Source organism: Streptomyces aculeolatus, from assembly GCF_020400605.1.
Taxonomy (GTDB): Bacteria; Actinomycetota; Actinomycetes; order Streptomycetales; family Streptomycetaceae; genus Streptomyces; species Streptomyces aculeolatus.
On sequence record NZ_JAINRD010000012.1, the window covers coordinates 73,277 to 89,402 of the forward strand.

General features: G+C 71.6%; 13 protein-coding genes, 1 tRNA gene and 1 pseudogene. 6 read left to right on the plus strand and 9 right to left on the minus strand.

Going from position 1 to position 16,126, the window contains the following annotated elements; all coding sequences use genetic code 11:
• Window positions 1-149: 149 nt before the first annotated feature.
• From LG396_RS20665 to LG396_RS20700, 8 genes are all read right to left on the minus strand, one after another.
• Window positions 150-1,298, minus strand: a complete 1,149-nt coding sequence (locus LG396_RS20665) for an LCP family protein (RefSeq protein WP_225795876.1) — start codon at window positions 1,296-1,298, stop codon at window positions 150-152.
• 208 nt (window positions 1,299-1,506) lie between these two features.
• Window positions 1,507-3,528 (minus strand): transcription termination factor Rho, encoded by a 2,022-nt coding sequence (rho, locus tag LG396_RS20670; protein ID WP_225795877.1) that lies wholly within the window; start codon window positions 3,526-3,528, stop codon window positions 1,507-1,509.
• A gap of 557 nt (window positions 3,529-4,085) precedes the next feature.
• The gene (gene thrB, locus LG396_RS20675; protein WP_018840098.1) at window positions 4,086-5,060 is read right to left on the minus strand and encodes a homoserine kinase; all 975 of its coding nucleotides are present in this window, start codon (window positions 5,058-5,060) and stop codon (window positions 4,086-4,088) included.
• 496 nt (window positions 5,061-5,556) lie between these two features.
• Complete coding sequence (gene thrC / locus LG396_RS20680; protein WP_372483541.1) at window positions 5,557-6,621, minus strand: threonine synthase; 1,065 nt, start codon at window positions 6,619-6,621, stop codon at window positions 5,557-5,559.
• Between the two features lie 36 nt (window positions 6,622-6,657).
• Window positions 6,658-7,950, minus strand: a complete 1,293-nt coding sequence (locus LG396_RS20685) for a homoserine dehydrogenase (protein ID WP_100298809.1) — start codon at window positions 7,948-7,950, stop codon at window positions 6,658-6,660.
• A gap of 133 nt (window positions 7,951-8,083) precedes the next feature.
• Complete coding sequence (gene lysA, locus LG396_RS20690; protein WP_037754007.1) at window positions 8,084-9,472, minus strand: diaminopimelate decarboxylase; 1,389 nt, start codon at window positions 9,470-9,472, stop codon at window positions 8,084-8,086.
• Between the two features lie 45 nt (window positions 9,473-9,517).
• The gene (locus tag LG396_RS20695) at window positions 9,518-10,534 is read right to left on the minus strand and encodes a DALR anticodon-binding domain-containing protein (protein ID WP_225795879.1); all 1,017 of its coding nucleotides are present in this window, start codon (window positions 10,532-10,534) and stop codon (window positions 9,518-9,520) included.
• Between the two features lie 63 nt (window positions 10,535-10,597).
• Window positions 10,598-11,050 carry a response regulator gene (locus LG396_RS20700; RefSeq protein ID WP_181785703.1) on the minus strand — a complete coding sequence of 151 codons (453 nt, stop codon included), beginning with the start codon at window positions 11,048-11,050 and terminating at the stop codon, window positions 10,598-10,600.
• Between the two features lie 163 nt (window positions 11,051-11,213).
• Between LG396_RS20700 and LG396_RS20705 the strand changes: the two genes are divergently transcribed.
• Window positions 11,214-11,285 (plus strand) — tRNA-Arg (locus tag LG396_RS20705).
• A 239-nt stretch (window positions 11,286-11,524) separates the two neighbouring features.
• Complete coding sequence (kilB, locus tag LG396_RS20710; protein WP_225795880.1) at window positions 11,525-11,992, plus strand: plasmid transfer protein KilB; 468 nt, start codon at window positions 11,525-11,527, stop codon at window positions 11,990-11,992.
• Window positions 11,993-12,135: 143 nt separating this feature from the next.
• Here kilB and LG396_RS39750 read toward each other — a convergent pair.
• A pseudogene (locus LG396_RS39750) lies at window positions 12,136-12,318 on the minus strand (alpha-L-fucosidase); the annotation flags it as partial.
• Between LG396_RS39750 and LG396_RS39755 the strand changes: the two are divergent.
• From LG396_RS39755 to LG396_RS20735, 4 genes are all read left to right on the plus strand, one after another.
• Window positions 12,260-12,433, plus strand: a complete 174-nt coding sequence (locus tag LG396_RS39755) for a hypothetical protein (RefSeq protein ID WP_225795881.1) — start codon at window positions 12,260-12,262, stop codon at window positions 12,431-12,433. The pseudogene LG396_RS39750 and the gene LG396_RS39755 sit on opposite strands and share 59 nt — an antisense overlap.
• Before the next feature lie 563 nt (window positions 12,434-12,996).
• Window positions 12,997-14,280: an ABC transporter substrate-binding protein gene (locus LG396_RS20725; RefSeq protein ID WP_225795882.1), complete on the plus strand. Its 1,284-nt coding sequence runs from the start codon at window positions 12,997-12,999 to the stop codon at window positions 14,278-14,280.
• 185 nt (window positions 14,281-14,465) lie between these two features.
• The gene (locus tag LG396_RS20730; RefSeq protein ID WP_225795883.1) at window positions 14,466-15,275 is read left to right on the plus strand and encodes a carbohydrate ABC transporter permease; all 810 of its coding nucleotides are present in this window, start codon (window positions 14,466-14,468) and stop codon (window positions 15,273-15,275) included.
• Window positions 15,272-16,099, plus strand: coding sequence for a carbohydrate ABC transporter permease (locus tag LG396_RS20735; protein ID WP_027742165.1), 828 nt, complete (start codon window positions 15,272-15,274; stop codon window positions 16,097-16,099). Before LG396_RS20730 ends, LG396_RS20735 begins: the two co-directional genes overlap by 4 nt.
• The last annotated feature ends 27 nt before the right edge of the window (window positions 16,100-16,126 follow it).

Genomic DNA, 16,126 nt, shown 5'->3' on the forward strand with positions numbered 1-16,126 from the left:
GGGTCGATCGGCGGGCTGCGTCACGTGAACCGGGGCCGACGTACCAGTCTACGAGGACCGGTCGTGCTCGCCAAAACGGGTGCCGGGCCCGCTTTATTCCACGGCCCGCGCGCCCCGGCCCGCCCCTCCCGGGCGGTCACTTTCCGGGGTCAGCCGGTGGCCGCCTGTGCGCCGCCGCGGGGGGCGACCTCCGCCAGGTCCTCGGGCGCGGCCGGCGGGGCGGCGACCACGTCGCGGTCCCCCTGCCCGCCCGGGGTGTCCTTCAGCGCCGACTCCGGTATCGCCCGGTCCTCCCGCAGCGCCTTCCAGACCTGCGCGGACTCCTTCTCCAGCGGAACGACGCGGTTGCCGTCCTGCTCGTCGTACGTCACCGGGAGGGTCACCATCTGCATGTCGTCCGGGCCTATGTCGCCCAGGCTCTCGGCCAGCCGGCGCAGCTCCCCCACCGAGCCCAGGCCGTCGTCCGTGGTGATCGACTTGGTGGCCGTGTCGGCGAGCCCGATGAGCTTGGCCGGGCTGGTCAGCAGGTCCACCTGGCCGACCTGCTGCACCAGCGCCTTGACGAAGACCTGCTGCAGCTCTATCCGGCCGAGGTCGCTGCCGTCGCCGACGCCCTTGCGGGTACGGACCAGGCCGAGCGCCTGCTCGCCGTCGAGGGTGTGGGTGCCGGCCTTGAGGTCGAGGCGGCTGTCGGGGTCGTCGATGTCCTGGCGGGTGGTGATCTCGACCCCGCCGAGCTGGTCGACGAGCCGCTTGAAGCCGCTGAAGTCGACCTCCACGAAGTGGTCCATGCGCACCCCGGTCATCTTCTCCACGGTCTTGACCGTGCAGGCCGGGCCGCCGACGGAGTACGACTCGTTGAACATCGCGCGCTCCGCGGCGGGCGCGGTGCCGCCGTCGTCGCGCGTGCACTCGGGGCGGTCGACGAGGGTGTCGCGGGGGATGCTGACGACGCTGGCGCGCTTCCGGTCCTCGTAGACGTGCACGATCATCGCGGTGTCGGAGCGGGCGCCGCCCCCGTCGCGGCCGTACTCGGCGTTCTCGCCGGCCCGCGAGTCGGAGCCGAGGACGAGGATGTCCGTGGAGCCGCCGGGCAGGTCCTCGGGCCGGTCGCCGCCCAGCTTGGCGTCCAGGTCGACGCTGGTCAGGTTGCCGTTGAGGCGGAAGTAGAGGTACGTGAGGCCGGCCCCGCCGAGGATCACGGCCCCGATGAGGGTCCAGACCAGCACGAGCACCGCCTTGCGGCGGGGGCTGCGCGGTCGGCGGCCGGGATCCCCGGCTGCGTACGGTTCCGCCATCGGCTCCTCACCTCGGCCGCTCAGGTTCCTGATTCGCCCCCGGATGGATCCGAACTTTTCCCCACATTCCCCGACAGGGATCACCTAAAAGGGTTACACACGTCTTGGTGAACGCGCAAAAGCCTCCCCTCGTTCCAAGGGGAGGCTTTTGCCTACGAAAACTGTCCGACCTGCACCGGTTCGCGTGGTACCGGCGCCGGGTTGCGCGTCAGTCGCCGTTGGGCGTGGGCGTGGTCTTCTGGATCTGGAGCAGGAACTCGGCGTTGCTCTTGGTCTGCTTCATCTTGTCCAGCAGCAGCTCCATCGCCTGCTGCTGGTCCAGCGCGTGCAGCACCCTGCGGAGCTTCCAGACGATGGCCAGCTCGTCGCTGCCCATCAGGATCTCCTCCTTGCGGGTGCCGGAGGCGTCCACGTCGACCGCGGGGAAGATGCGCTTGTCCGAGAGCTTCCGGTCGAGCCGCAGCTCCATGTTGCCGGTGCCCTTGAACTCCTCGAAGATCACCTCGTCCATCCGCGAGCCGGTCTCGACCAGCGCGGTGGCCAGGATGGTCAGCGAGCCGCCGTCCTCGATGTTGCGCGCGGCGCCGAAGAACTTCTTCGGCGGGTAGAGCGCCGTGGAGTCCACACCGCCGGACAGGATGCGGCCGGAGGCGGGCGCCGCCAGGTTGTACGCGCGGCCCAGGCGGGTGATCGAGTCGAGCAGCACGACGACGTCGTGGCCCAGCTCGACGAGCCGCTTGGCCCGCTCGATGGACAGCTCGGCGACCGTGGTGTGGTCCTCCGCCGGGCGGTCGAAGGTCGAGGAGATGACCTCGCCCTTCACCGACCGCTGCATGTCGGTGACCTCTTCCGGCCGCTCGTCGACGAGGACGACCATCAGGTGGCACTCGGGGTTGTTCGTCGTGATCGCGTTCGCGATCGACTGCAGGATCATCGTCTTGCCGGTCTTCGGCGGCGCCACGATCAGCCCGCGCTGCCCCTTGCCGATTGGCGAGACCAGGTCGATGATCCGCGGCGTCAGCGCGCCCGGGTCGCTCTCCAGGCGGAGCCTGTCCTGCGGGTAGAGCGGGGTGAGCTTGCCGAACTCCGCCCGGCCGCGGCTCTGTTCCGGCCCCTGGCCGTTGACCGAGTCGAGGCGGACCAGCGCGTTGAACTTCTCCCGGCGCTCGCCGTCACGCGGCTGGCGCACGGCGCCCGTCACATGGTCGCCCTTGCGCAGGCCGTTCTTGCGCACCTGGGCCAGCGAGACGTACACGTCGTTGGGGCCCGGCAGGTAGCCGGAGGTGCGGACGAACGCGTAGTTGTCGAGGATGTCGAGGATGCCCGCGACCGGGATCAGGACGTCGTCCTCGGCGATCTGCGGCTCGCTGTAGCCCTCGTCGCGCCCGCGGCGCCCGCGGCGGTCGCGGTAGCGGCCCCTGCGGCCGCGCCGGCCGCCGTCGAAGTCGTCGTCCTGCTGCTGTTGCTGACGGCCGCCGCCGCCCTGGTTCTGCTGGCCGCCGCCACCGCCCTGGCCGCCGCCGTCCTCGCCCTTGTTGCGGCGGTTCTGCCGGTCGCGGCGTCCGCCGCCCTGCCGGTCGCCGCCGCCCTGGCGGTCGCCCTTCTGACGGCCGCCGTCGCCGTTCTTCTCGGCCTTCTCGCCCCGCTCGGCCTTCTCAGCCTTCTCCGCCTTGTCGGCCTTCTCAGCCTTCTCGGCCTTGTCGGTCTTCTCAGCCTTCTCGGTCTTCTCGGCCTTGTCGCCGCCCGCGCCCTGCTCCGCGCCGGAGTCCTGCGCCTTGACGGGCTGGCCGGGAATGTCGATCCGCGAGTCGCCGTCGTCCTTGCGGCCCTCGCCGTCGGCCTGCTCGGCCTCGCCGGTACGCGCCCGGGAGGTGGCCCGCCGCTTCGGCCGCGCCGCCGCGCCGCCGTCCGACGCCTCCTTGCCGGCCTTGTCGGCGGCCTTCTCGGCCTTCGCCTCGGCAGGCTTGCCGCCGTCGGCGCCCTGCCTCTCCTTGATCACCTCGATGAGCTGGCTCTTGCGCATCCGAGCGGTGCCCCGGATCCCGAGGCCGGATGCGATCTGCTGGAGCTCCGCCAGGACCATGCCCTCCAGGCCGGCGCCACGACGGCGCCTGGTCGAACCGGCGGTGGTTGCGGGAGCTCCCCCAGTCTCCTGCTGGGAGGCACCCCCAGAAGCTGGGCTGGCGGCGTTCTCTGCGTTGACGCCCATCAGATCGGTGGTGTCGCTCACGAAGGGTCCTTCCCTGGAGCGGTGCGTCGGCCTGTCTGGCTCGGCGACCGGTCGTGCTCTCCGGCTGCGGCCCGTGCGTTTGCGTCCGCGGGTCCGCGTCGGTGCGGTAGTCCGCCGTGCGGCGGTGAAGACTGTGCAGGGTCGGCATGCTGGTGGCGCGAGGCACTCGGGTGGGTGTCACGCACGACAGCGGTGCCGATTCGGGAGCGTCACTGCACCGGCAGGCTGCTCAGGCAATGTGGAAGGCTCCCGGAAGAAAGGCTGCCCCGCTGGGGAAATCCCCTTGTGGGACCTGCCCCCGGGCCCTGCGGCCCGGAGAGACCCCAGCACACAGCACGGCCGTGTCTGACCTACGACTGGAGTGCGCTGGTGCTGCCTTGAGGTTAACACTATCGGATCCTGCAGACATTCCCCCTCTCCCGGCGTCGGCGGCCGGTTCCGTGTTGTCCGTTCCGTGGTGCGGGTCCTGTGGCGCGGATCGTCGTGCGGGCGGTGTGCGCGGGCCGGTGACCTGCGCGTGTCCGCGTACGTCGCGTGGCACGGCCGCCGTCCGGCCGTCAGGCCAGCGGCAGCACGCTCGCCCCCTCCCGGTCGAGGTCCAGCCGGTTCGCCGCCCAGCCGTCGCCCGCCGAACGGGCGACCTTCTCGGCCGCGCCGTCCTCGGCGAACGCCAGCACCGTCGGCCCCGCGCCGGAGATCACCGCGGGCACGCCGTCGGCGCGCAGCCGCGCCACCAGCGCCGTGCTCTCCGGCATCGCGGCCGCCCGGTAGTCCTGGTGCAGCCGGTCCTCGGTGGCCGTGAGCAGCAGCTCGGGGCGCCGGGTCAGCGCCTCGACGAACAGCGCCGCGCGGGCGGCGGTCAGCGCCGCGTCCGCGTGCGGCACCGTACGGGGCAGCAGGCCGCGGGCCTCCGCGGTGGACAGCGGGTTGCCCGGCACGAAGACCACCGGGACGACCCCCCCGGCCGGCTCCAGCCGGATGGCCCGTACCGACGCCGCGGGGGCGTCCCCGGGCGCCGCGCCCGCGCCGCCCGTGCCGTCGTCCGTCCAGGCCAGGGTGAAGCCGCCGAGCAGGCACGCCGCGACGTTGTCGGGGTGGCCCTCCAGCTCCGTCGCCAGCTCCAGCAGCGCCGCCCGCTCGGGGGCGTCGAGGGCGCCCGAGCGCTCCACGCCGCCTATCGTCACCGCCCGCGCCGCGATGATGCCGGCGCAGATCGCCGCGGCGGAAGAACCGAGGCCGCGGCCGTGCGGAATCCGGTTCGCGCAGACGACTTCGAGGCCCCGCGGCTGGCCGCCCAGCGCGTCGAAGGCGCTGCGCATGGCCCGTACGAGCAGGTGGGACTCGTCCCGCGGCAGGTTCTCCGCGCCCTCGCCGGCGATGTCGACGTGCAGCCCGGACTCGGCGACCCGGACCACCACGTCGTCGTAGAGCCCGAGGGCGAGTCCGAACGTGTCGAAGCCGGGGCCGAGGTTGGCGCTGGTCGCCGGCACACGGACGCGTACGGGCGCGGCGCGGAAGGCTGGACCGGCCATCGCTTGCGTGACTCTCCTTGTGACTCTCACCCGGTCTCCCGGGCGGTGGGGGAAATCAGCTCGGTTACGACTGTGCCCGACCGGCGCCTCCGCGGCACGCCGTGCGCGCGCGGACGAGCGGTACAGGCGGCATACGGAAGGGGGTGCCCGGGACACTCGACCGGCGGGCTCAACACAAGCTTATCGAAGGTGGGTTCCCCTGCGACATAGGGCGCACAGGAGGCGCGCGATGCGCGGCCCGCGCACGTCCCCGGCGGACGGAGGCACGGCCGGTGCGCCGCGGCTCCCGGCGGCGCCGCGTACGGCGGTCTGCCCAGGCCGTACGGGCTGCCGCCCGGTCCGTACGCCGGTGCGCCCGGGCCGTACGCGGGGCCGCCGCCGCCGTACGGAGGTATGCCCGGGCCGTCCGCGGAGGTGCCGGGGCGGTGCGCGGCCGGGCCCGGAACGGACGCCGGTATCGCGCCCGGCCCGGGTGCGGGCCGCGGGCGGGCCCCGGTCAGGCCAGCCCCAGCCGCTCCGCCGCCGCGTCCGCGTCGACCGGCACGGCGACGGGCTGCGGGGCGCCGGCGACCGCCCAGTCGGGGTCCTTCAGGCCGTTGCCCGTGACCGTGCACACGATCCGCTGGCCGGGGTCGACCAGGCCCAGCTCGGTGGCCTGGAGCAGCCCCGCGACGCTCGCCGCCGAGGCGGGCTCGACGAAGACGCCCTCCTGCGCGGCCAGCAGCTTGTACGCCCGCAGGATCTGCCGGTCCGTGACCGCCTCGATGTGCCCGCCGGACTCGTCGCGCGCCTGCTCGGCCAGCTCCCACGAGGCGGGGTTCCCGATGCGGATGGCGGTGGCCAGCGTGCTCGGGTCCTTCACCGGCTCGCCGCGCACGATCGGCGCCGCGCCGGCCGCCTGGTAGCCCCACATCCGGGGGGTGTGCGTGGCCAGGCCGTCCGCGCGGTACTCGCGGTAGCCCTTCCAGTACGAGGTGATGTTGCCGGCGTTGCCGACGGGCAGGACGTGGATGTCCGGGGCGTCCCCGAGCGCGTCCACGACCTCGAAGGCGGCGGTCTTCTGACCCTCGATGCGCACCGGGTTGACGGAGTTCACCAGCGCCACCGGGTACTTCTCGCTGAGCGCGCGGGCCAGCGTCAGGCAGTCGTCGAAGTTGCCGTCGACCTGGAGGATCCGTGCGCCGTGCACCAGCGCCTGGCCCATCTTGCCCAGCGCGATCTTGCCCTGCGGCACCAGCACGGCGCAGGTCAGCCCGGCCCGTACCGCGTAAGCGGCCGCGGACGCCGAGGTGTTGCCGGTCGAGGCGCAGATGACGGCCTGCGCGCCCGACTCCTTCGCCACGGAGATCGCCATCGTCATGCCGCGGTCCTTGAAGGACCCGGTGGGGTTGGCGCCCTCCACCTTCAGGTGCACGTTGCACCCCGTGCGCTCGGAGAGCACCTGGGCCGGCACCAGCGGGGTCCCGCCCTCCCGGAGCGTCACCACCGGGGTCGTCCCGCTGACCGGCAGCCGGTCGCGGTACTCCTCGATGACACCCCGCCACTGGCGGGTGCCGGACATTCGTGGTTCGTCGATCACTGCGTTCATTTCCTTACGTCACTCCCCTTCGACCCGCATGGTGCTCGCCACGCCGCGTACGGTCTCCAGCTGCCGGAGCGCCTCGACCGTGGCCGCGAGCGCGGCGTCGGTCGCCCGGTGCGTGACCACCACGAGCGACGCCTCGCCGTCCTTGCCCTGCTGCCTGACCGTGTCGATGGACACGTCGTGCTCGGCGAAGACCGCGGCCACGTGGGCGAGCACGCCCGCCCGGTCGGCCACGTCCAGGCTGATGTGGTACCGCGTCACGACCTCGTCGGGCGGCGCCACCGGCAGTTGCGCGTACGCGCTCTCGCCCGGCCCGCTGGCGCCGCTGAGCCGGTGCCGCGCGACGGCGACCAGGTCGCCGAGCACGGCGCTGGCGGTCGGTGCGCCGCCGGCGCCCGGGCCGTAGAACATGAGCTGCCCGGCCGCGCTGGCCTCGACGAAGACGGCGTTGTACGCCTCGCGCACGGAGGCCAGCGGGTGCGTGAGCGGGATCATCGCCGGGTGCACCCGCGCGGTGACGGACTTGCCGTCGGGCGTGCGCTCGCAGATGGCGAGCAGCTTGACCGTACAGCCGATGCGGGCCGCCGACGCCATGTCGGCGGCGGTGATCTCGGTGATGCCCTGGCGGTGCACGTCGTCGAGGCGGACGCGGGTGTGGAAGGCGATGCCGGCGAGGATCGCGGCCTTGGCGGCGGCGTCGTAGCCCTCGACGTCGGCGGTGGGGTCGGCCTCGGCATAGCCGAGCGCGGTGGCCTCCTCCAGCGCCTCGGCATAGCCGGCGCCGGAGGTCTCCATGCGGTCGAGGATGAAGTTGGTGGTGCCGTTGAGGATGCCGAGCACCCGGTTGACCTTGTCGCCGGCCAGCGACTCGCGCAGCGGGCGGACGAGCGGGATGGCGCCGGCGACGGCGGCCTCGTAGTAGAGGTCGACGCCGTGCCGGGCGGCGGCGGCGTGCAGGCTGGTGCCGTCCTCGGCGAGGAGCGCCTTGTTGCCGGTGACGACGCCGGCGCCGTGCTCGAAGGCGGTGGTGATGAGCGTACGGGCCGGCTCCACGCCGCCGATCAGTTCGATGACGACGTCGAGGTCGCCGCGTTTGACCAGCGCCGTGGCGTCCGTGGTGATCAGCTCGTCCGGGATCCCGGGCCGCGCCACCCCCGCGCGCCGCACCGCGACGCCCGCCAGCTCGACGGGGGCGCCGATGCGGGCGGCGAGGTCGGCGGCGTTCGCCGTCATGATGCGCGCGACCTCGGAGCCGACGGACCCGCAGCCCAGGAGCGCCACCTTCAGCGGACGCCTCTCGCTCATACGACCTCGTTCCTCGTTCCTCACGTGCACCGATGGGGTCGGTTCCAGTCTCACGCAGCGGCGGGCGATTGCGACGCCTTGTCCGGATGCCGAGACGTACGGTTTACGGCTTGAGATATGGCGGAGGCTGCTGCTACCCCACGTCGAGCCGCAGCAGGTCCTCCTCGGTCTCGCGCCGGACGATCTCCCGCGCCGCCCCGTCCGCGACGGCCACCACGGGCGGGCGCAGCACGTGGTTGTAGTTGCTCGCCATGGCCCGGCAGTACGCCCCGGTGGCCGGCACCGCCAGCAGGTCGCCGACGGCCAGGTCAGCCGGCAGGTAGGCGTCCCGTACGACGATGTCGCCGGACTCGCAGTGCTTGCCGACCACGCGGGACAGCACCGGCTCCGCGGTGGAAGCGCGGGAGGCCAGCGCCACCGAGTACTCCGCGTCGTAGAGCGCGGTGCGGATGTTGTCCGACATGCCGCCGTCCACGCTCACGTACGTACGCAGCCCCTCCAGCTCCTTGACCGTCCCGACCTCGTACAGCGTGAACGCGGTGGGGCCGACGATCGCGCGGCCCGGCTCGACGGACAGCCGCGGCACGGTCAGCCCCGCGGCGGTGCACTCGCGGGAGACGATGTCGCGCAGGGCCTTCGCGATCTCGTACGGCTCGCGCGGGTCGTCGTCGGGGGTGTACGCGATGCCGAGGCCGCCGCCGAGGTCGATCTCGGGCAGCTCCACCCCGTGCTCGTCGCGGATCTCGGTGAGCAGCCCGACGACGCGGCGGGCGGAGACCTCGAAGCCGGCCATGTCGAAGATCTGCGAGCCGATGTGGCTGTGGATGCCGACCAGTTCCAGGGAGTCGAGCTTCAGCACGCGCCGTACCGCCTCGGCCGCCTGGCCGTCGGCGAGCGCGAGGCCGAACTTCTGGTCCTCGTGGGCGGTGGCGATGAATTCGTGGGTGTGCGCCTCGACGCCGACCGTGACCCGGATCTGCACGCGCTGGCGCCTGCCGAGCCGCTCGGCGGCGTGCGCGACGCGGACGATCTCCTGGTACGAGTCGAGCACGATCCGCCCGACGCCGGCCTCGACGGCCCGTTCGATCTCGGCGGGGCTCTTGTTGTTGCCGTGCATCGCGATCCGGTCGGCGGGCATGCCGGCGGCGAGCGCGGTCGCCAGCTCGCCGCCGGAGCACACGTCGAGGTTCAGCCCCTCCTCGCGCAGCCAGCGCACGACGGCGCGGGAGAGGAACGCCTTGCCGGCGTAGAAGACGTCGGCGCCCTCGAAGGCGTCGGTCCAGGCGCGGCAGCGGGCGCGGAAGTCCTCCTCGTCGAGGAAGTAGGCGGGGGTGCCGAACTCCTCGGCGAGCCGGGTCACGGGCAGCCCGCCGACGGTGACGACGCCGTCGCCGTCGCGGGCGACGGTACGGGCCCACACGCGGGCGTCGAGGTCGTTGAGGTCGGCGGGCGGGGCGGCGTAGTGCCCTTCGGGCAGCACGTCGCCGTGCCGGGGGCCGGCGGGGTGGGCGGATCGGCTCACGGCGGGGTACTCCTTCGGTGGTGCGGGGTTCTCGTCACGGGTGGCTCACACGTACTCGGGCGCCCGTATGCCGAGCAGGCCGAGGCCGTTGCGGAGGGCGACGCCGGCGGCGGCGGCCTGCCGCAGCCGGGCCCGGTGCACGGCGGTGGGCTCCTCGTCGCCGCTGGGCAGGGCGGGGTGGGCCGCCTCGGCGCCGAGGAAGGCGCCGGCCAGGACGTCGAGGTGCCGGGCGAGCCGGTCGGGCGCGCGACGGCGGGCGGCGGTCTCCACGACGGCGGGGAGCTCGCCGATGGCGGCGCGGAGGACGCCGTCGGTGCGAGTGTGCCGTACGGGGCGGCGGGGGTGCGCGCCGGGTGCGTCATCGAGGGCGCCGATGCGCAGGTCGGCGGCGGCACGGGCGAGCGCGGCGGTACGGGAGTGGGCGTACTGGATACGGAAGAGGGGGTTGGCCTCGCGCAGGAGGAGGAGCTCGGGGGTGAGGCGGGGGCGCTGCCGGGCGGGGGCCCGGAGGAAGGCCCAGCGCAGGGCAGCGGGGGAAAAGAGGAGGGAGAGATCCGAGGGGGAGGCCACTGCCCGCACGGGAACGACCTCGGCGTGCTCGCCCGGCTCGCCCTGCTGGACGAGGGAGGCGCCGGCGGCGGGGAGGAGCCGCCGGAGGGAATCGGCGAGGACGAGGGCGCGGGGATGCTCGTCCGCGACAAGGCGGACGGGGTTCCCGCCGAGGAAGTCCCCGTGCCCGTACAGCGCACCGGCGGAGAGGGCGTCCTCGACGGGATCGCGGTCCGCACGAAGAGTGATGTTGAGGAACCCGGGCCCGGTGACGGTCACGGCGGCGATACCGGGCTGGGCGGCGAGCCGGTCGCGCAGCAGGACGGCGACGTCGAGGGGATCGCACCCGGCGGCGTGGGCGAGCTGCAGGGCGGCGTTGGTGGCGTAGTCCCCGCACCCCCCGGGCCGCGGCCGCTCCACGACGACGCGCGCCGGCGCGGGTGCGCCGAACTCACCCACCGCGGCGGATCGCACCGTGCGCAAGACGGTGCCGGTGAGCTCTGCGGGGTCCACGGCACCAGCGTACGAGAGGCACGGGGTACGAAGGCGAACCCTTTTACCGGACCCGTCCCCGGCTCAGCACACCGGAGACCCGGCGGGCTCCGCGTCGTCGGCGGCATCCCCGGCGACGGACTCCCCGACCCGCTGCGAAGCCCGCCGCGCGGCAAGCCGCCGCACGACCCGCACCAGATCGACCGGCTCGAAGGGCTTCGCCACAAACGCATCCACCCCGGCCGCCCGCCCCGCCTCGGCCTCAAGCTCACTGCACCCGCTGACCACCGCTATCGGCAACCCCCGCGTCCTCGGATCGGCCCGCAACCGGGCTGCGGTACGCAGCCCGTCGAGCCGGGGCATGACGATGTCGAGCGTCACCACATCGGGACGCACCCGATGGACGGCTTCCAGACACTCGGCACCATCGGCCGCGGTCACGACCTCGAAACCTTCAAGTTCGAGATTGACCCTGATCAGCTGCCGGATCACCTTGTTGTCATCGACCACAAGGACCCGACCGGACAAGCCAGGCACAGGGAAAAGCGTAGGCGCGCCCGCCCCCCTACGTCCGGCTTTTGGACACTTCGGCCCCTGACCTGCACACACACCCCGCCCCCCACCCCCAAAACCCAGTACCCGACCACCCCCACGAAGCTGGTAGGGTTCTACCCGTCACCGCACCACCACGCGGAGACACGCCCCCGTAGCTCAGGGGATAGAGCAACGGCCTCCGGAGCCGTGTGCGCAGGTTCGAATCCTGCCGGGGGCACCTCGCTTGAGGTGCCCAAGACCCCGTGACCAGCGCAAGCGCTGAGGACGGGGTCTTCTTGCGTGCGCAGCCGAAGGCCGCCGGATGCGGCTCCATGTCACTGATCACGTAGTGACCACGTAATGATCTTGACAGGCTTCCTCGCAGGTCAGCTCGTGCTTGGCCCAAGGCATCCACCTCCCACCATCAGGAGCGACCACCTCACCATGCCACTCCCGCACGTGTGATGTCCTGGTCGCATGGATGGCGCTGCCTCGGCTCTCATCGCGGTTTTGGGGACGTTGCTGGGCTCCACGATCACGTACCTGTTCCAGCGCAGATCGGCGGAGCGGACCGAAGGCTTCACGCGCCAGCAGCAGCTCCGCACGGAACGCATGGGCGTCTACAGTGACTTCGCCGGCGCAGTAACGGAACACAGGCGCAGCCAGTACGACCGCTGGCACCGCAAGAACGAAGATCCGGACGGCTCAGCCGCCACGGAAGCCCGGCTGGAGTCGTACCGACTCAAGGGGCTCGCCCAGCATGGGCTGTTCCGCGTCCAGCTCATAGCCGGCTCCCCCACGGTGGTCGAAGCAGCTCGGCTCGCCTTCGACGCGACGTCCACCCTGCACGACGCATCCGACAAGGCGCAGTTGCGCGCGGCGGGCAACGAGGCCAAGGCCGTCTTGGAACGCTTCATCACTCTGGCCTCCAACGACGTTCGGTAGCAGCCCACCTCACCCCCGACTCCACGGTCGGTGTTGTACGGCAGCGGCGGCCATTCGCTCGTCCGGCGGGTGAGACCGTCCCCGTTGCCGGACCAGCGGACGTCGGGACCGCCGTCCTGGAGGGCCGAGTCGCCGTCGTGGTGCTTGGCGGTGAGGATGACCTTCTTGAAGCCCGCTTCCTTGAACGTCCTTGCCCACTGATCGGTGTCCAGGCCGGATGGGTTGAAGACGTCCGGGTCCTCAAGTCGCGACCCCGATTCCCCACCGGTGAAGGTGTTCGGGCCGAAGTGGAGGAACCCGGTCAGCTCTTCCCGCTGCCATGCCAACTGCCTCGCCGACGGCGTGACGGTCGCGGCCTTCTCTATGATCTGCGCCTTCGTGTCGGAGCTGCTGATCGCGACGACCGGATTCGGCGCCGCCGCCGTCACGGGCGGCGACTGAGGGGGTGCGGCCGCGACGGCGTTGCCGCCGAGCGCCGCGAGCATGCAGAGCGAAGCGATCACGGGCCGCCACACGCGTCGGCGTGTGACCGGTGGGCCGATGGGTCTCTTGGACATGCGTCCGGCTCCTCCGGATAGGGGTGGCCCGGAGAGACGGCACACGCGTCGTGGTAGCCCCCGTGCCACTGCGGCCGTCACGGCCCCCGAGCCGGCGGCGACGGCGGCCTTGTGGCGCCGATGCCGATCCCGACGACGGCGAAGTCCTCGGCCACGGCTGCGCTCCGCGCACCCCGGCGGGAGGCGGCCGGGAGACCCCGGCGACCGAGTTCATCTCACTGACCGTCAGCGACGTGACGTGGTCGGGGAAGGCCCGCACCGCGGCATCCCCGGCACGGCCGCCGGGAGCCGCGCCGTGCCGGGTTGCACGCATGTCTTGACTCACCACGTCACGGAATCTACATTGTCGCCCCGACAGCAATATTGCTAAGTAACTTACTTATATAAATTGTGGGCCGAGCGGCATCTCCGATGGGTTCGACCAGCAAGGAAGGTAGGAGGTGCCCGATGGGCAAGCGGACCAACGGTGTCGCGACTGCCACGGCACTGGGCCTCGTCGCACTGGCAGGCTGTGCCGTCGGCGGCGGGGACGAGGGCGGTGACGGGTCGGGGGGTGAGGTGACGCTGAGCCTGCTCACCTTCGAGACGCCGAACCTGACTGCCGAGTACTGGGACGACATCATCGCCAGGACCAATGCCGAGGTGCCGGGGGTGAAGATCAAGAAGCTCGTCGCGCCGAGTGCCGAGCAGCGCAACGAGTACGTGCGCCAGCTCGACTCGACCGGTGCACTGCCCGACATCATGGTCGCGATCGACCCCGCCGGGCTGGCGGAGGCGGGCAAGCTCACCGAGTTCAGCGAGAAGGAACTGGCGGACTGGGTCAGCCCAACCGCCAACAGCTTCGACGGAGAGATCTACCAGCTGCCCACCAACTCGCAGACCTGGCAGGTCTACTACCGCAAGGCAGACTTCGAGAAGGCCGGCATCAGCACTCCCCCGAAGCGATGGGACGACCTGCTCGCCGCGGTCGACAAGCTCAAGGCTGCGGGGATCACACCCTTCGTCATCGGCGGCGGCGCACCGGACGGACTCGGCCCGCGATGGACCTTCGCCCAGTTGATGGCCGACGAGGTCTACGCCAAGGACCCCAAGTGGCTCGACAAACTGGTCGCGGGGAAGACCGACTTCAGCGACCCGCTGTTCGTCAACGCGGTGACCAAGATGGAGGCCCTGGCGAACAAGGACAACGTCGACAACCTCTCGGCCACCTACGCACAGGCCCAGGACGACTTCCTCGCCGGCAAAGGGGCCATGTACCCGATGGGCTCGTGGTTCCCCGCAGCCCCGGACAAGGCGCAGCAGAAGCAGATCGGCGTCTTCCCCATGCCCACGCAGGACGGCTCACTCGTCCTGCCCGTGTACACCGGCGGCGGACTGTCGGTGAGCGACCGGGCCGCCGATGTCGCCAGGGCGAAGAAGTGGGCGATCGAGTTCTCCAAGCTCAACGCCGACGGCGGGGCACGGTACGACGGCCTGTTCGTCGCCCTCAAGGGTTACAAACCGCCCGCCGGCCTCCCGCCCCTGTACAACGCCACCCTCGACGTCTACGACGAGGCCCAGTCCAGCGGAACGGTCACGCCCAGCTTCGGCAACGAAGCCGGCATCCCGGCCCTGCCGTCGGGCTTCATATCCAAAGCCGACGCCGCACTCAACGACCTCCTCAACGGCCGTGCGGACCCGGACCAGTTCGTCACCACACTCAACGAAGAACTCGAGGAGCTCTCGCAGTGACGAACTCCGTGCGCTCCCGGACGGGGACGGATACGGCCGGAGAACGCTCGCGCCCCGGCCCGCCGCACCGCACTCCCACCCCGTCCGGGCGCACAGGCGGACCGGGCGGCCACCGCTCCCGGACATGGTCATCCGCGGGAGCCTTCGCCGTCTTCGTCCTGCCCACCCTCACACTCTTCACCGCGATGGTCCTCGCCCCCATCCTGTGGACGCTCTACACCGGCATGACCGACGAACGCGCCACCCGCCCGGAGACCTCGTTCGTGGCCCTGGACAACTACGGATTCCTCCTCGGGGACGAGGAGTTCCGGCACTCCATGTGGAACACCGTGGTCATCACCGTGATCGTGGTGCTGCTGACGAACCTGCTCGGCCTCGCGATCGCCCTGCTGCTACGCCGGCAGGGCCGGCTCTACAGCCTGCTGCGAGGCGTCTTCTTCACACCGGTGATCCTCTCCGCCGTGGTGGTGTCGGTGATCGGGCGCTCGATCCTGGCCGACGACGGCCTGCTGAACAGCACGCTCGTCTCGATGGGGGTCGCGAGCCCGCCGGGCTGGCTCACGGATCCGTCGTACGCGATCTACTCCGTCTCCGGAATCATGGTCTGGCAGATGCTCGGCTTCGCCGTCGTGGTCTACCTCGCCGGGCTCGCGGGAATCCCCGCCGAACTGGAGGAGGCGGCGAGTCTCGACGGCGCCGGCCCCTGGCAGCAGTTCCGCGCGATCACCTGGCCGATGCTCGCATCCGCGCTGACGATCAACACCGTGATGCTGATGATCAGCACATTCAAGGTCTACGACCAGATCGCCGTGCTCACCAACGGCGGCCCCGGCACCAACGGCACGGCCACCGTCGCCTTCGAGGTGATCCGCACCGCCTTCTCCGAGCAACGCCCCGGACTGGCGTCCGCGATGGCCGGGATCATGCTCGTCGTGGTTGCGGCGGCGAGCGTGACCACGCTGAAGCTCCTGCAACGACGAGAGGTGGACCTGTGAAGTCCCGAACGTCATGGGTCCGCCCACTGCTCGCCATCGCCGTGGCGGCCGTCTTCTGCCTGCCGCTCTACGTGGCTCTGGTCAACGTCTTCAAACCCAGCACCGATGTCGTCGCATCGCCGCTGGCACTTCCCGCTCCGCCGGCCCTCGACAACATCGAGCACGTGCTCAGCCGGCCGGACGGGCTGTTCTGGTACGGCCTCGCCAACTCCGTCATCCTGACCACCCTGACGATCCTCATCACCACCGTGCTGGCCGCGATGTCGGCGTACCACCTGGTCCGGTCGGGCCGCTGGTGGAGCCGCGCCGTTCTCGGCGTCATGCTGGCCGGCCTGATGATCCCGCCCGCGGTGATCATACTTCCGATCACACGGATCCTGGACGCCGTCGGCCTGATGCACACGATGCCGGGCGCGGTGCTGGTCGACGTCGGCTACTACCTGCCGTTCGCGGTGTTCGTGTTCATGGGCTTCGTCCGCTCGGTCCCCCGCGAACTCGAAGAGGCTGCGGCGGTCGACGGCGCCGGCCGGTTCCGGACCTTCTGGCAGGTGGTCTTCCCGCTCCTGCGGCCGGCCTCGGCCAGCGTGCTCATCTTCCTCGGGGTCTGGGTCTGGAACGACTTCCTGACACCCCTGCTCGTCCTGGGCCCGGGAGCCGGGAACACCGTGACGGTCGGGATCTTCCGCTCGATCGGCCCCTACCAGCAGGACTTCGGAGCGGTGTTCGCCTTCATGCTGCTGGCCACACTGCCCGTCCTCGTCTTCTACCTCGCGCTTCAGAAGCACTTCGTCCGCGGACTGACCGGCGGTGCCACGAAGGGCTGACCGGCACGACCGTCCGGTCCGTGACAT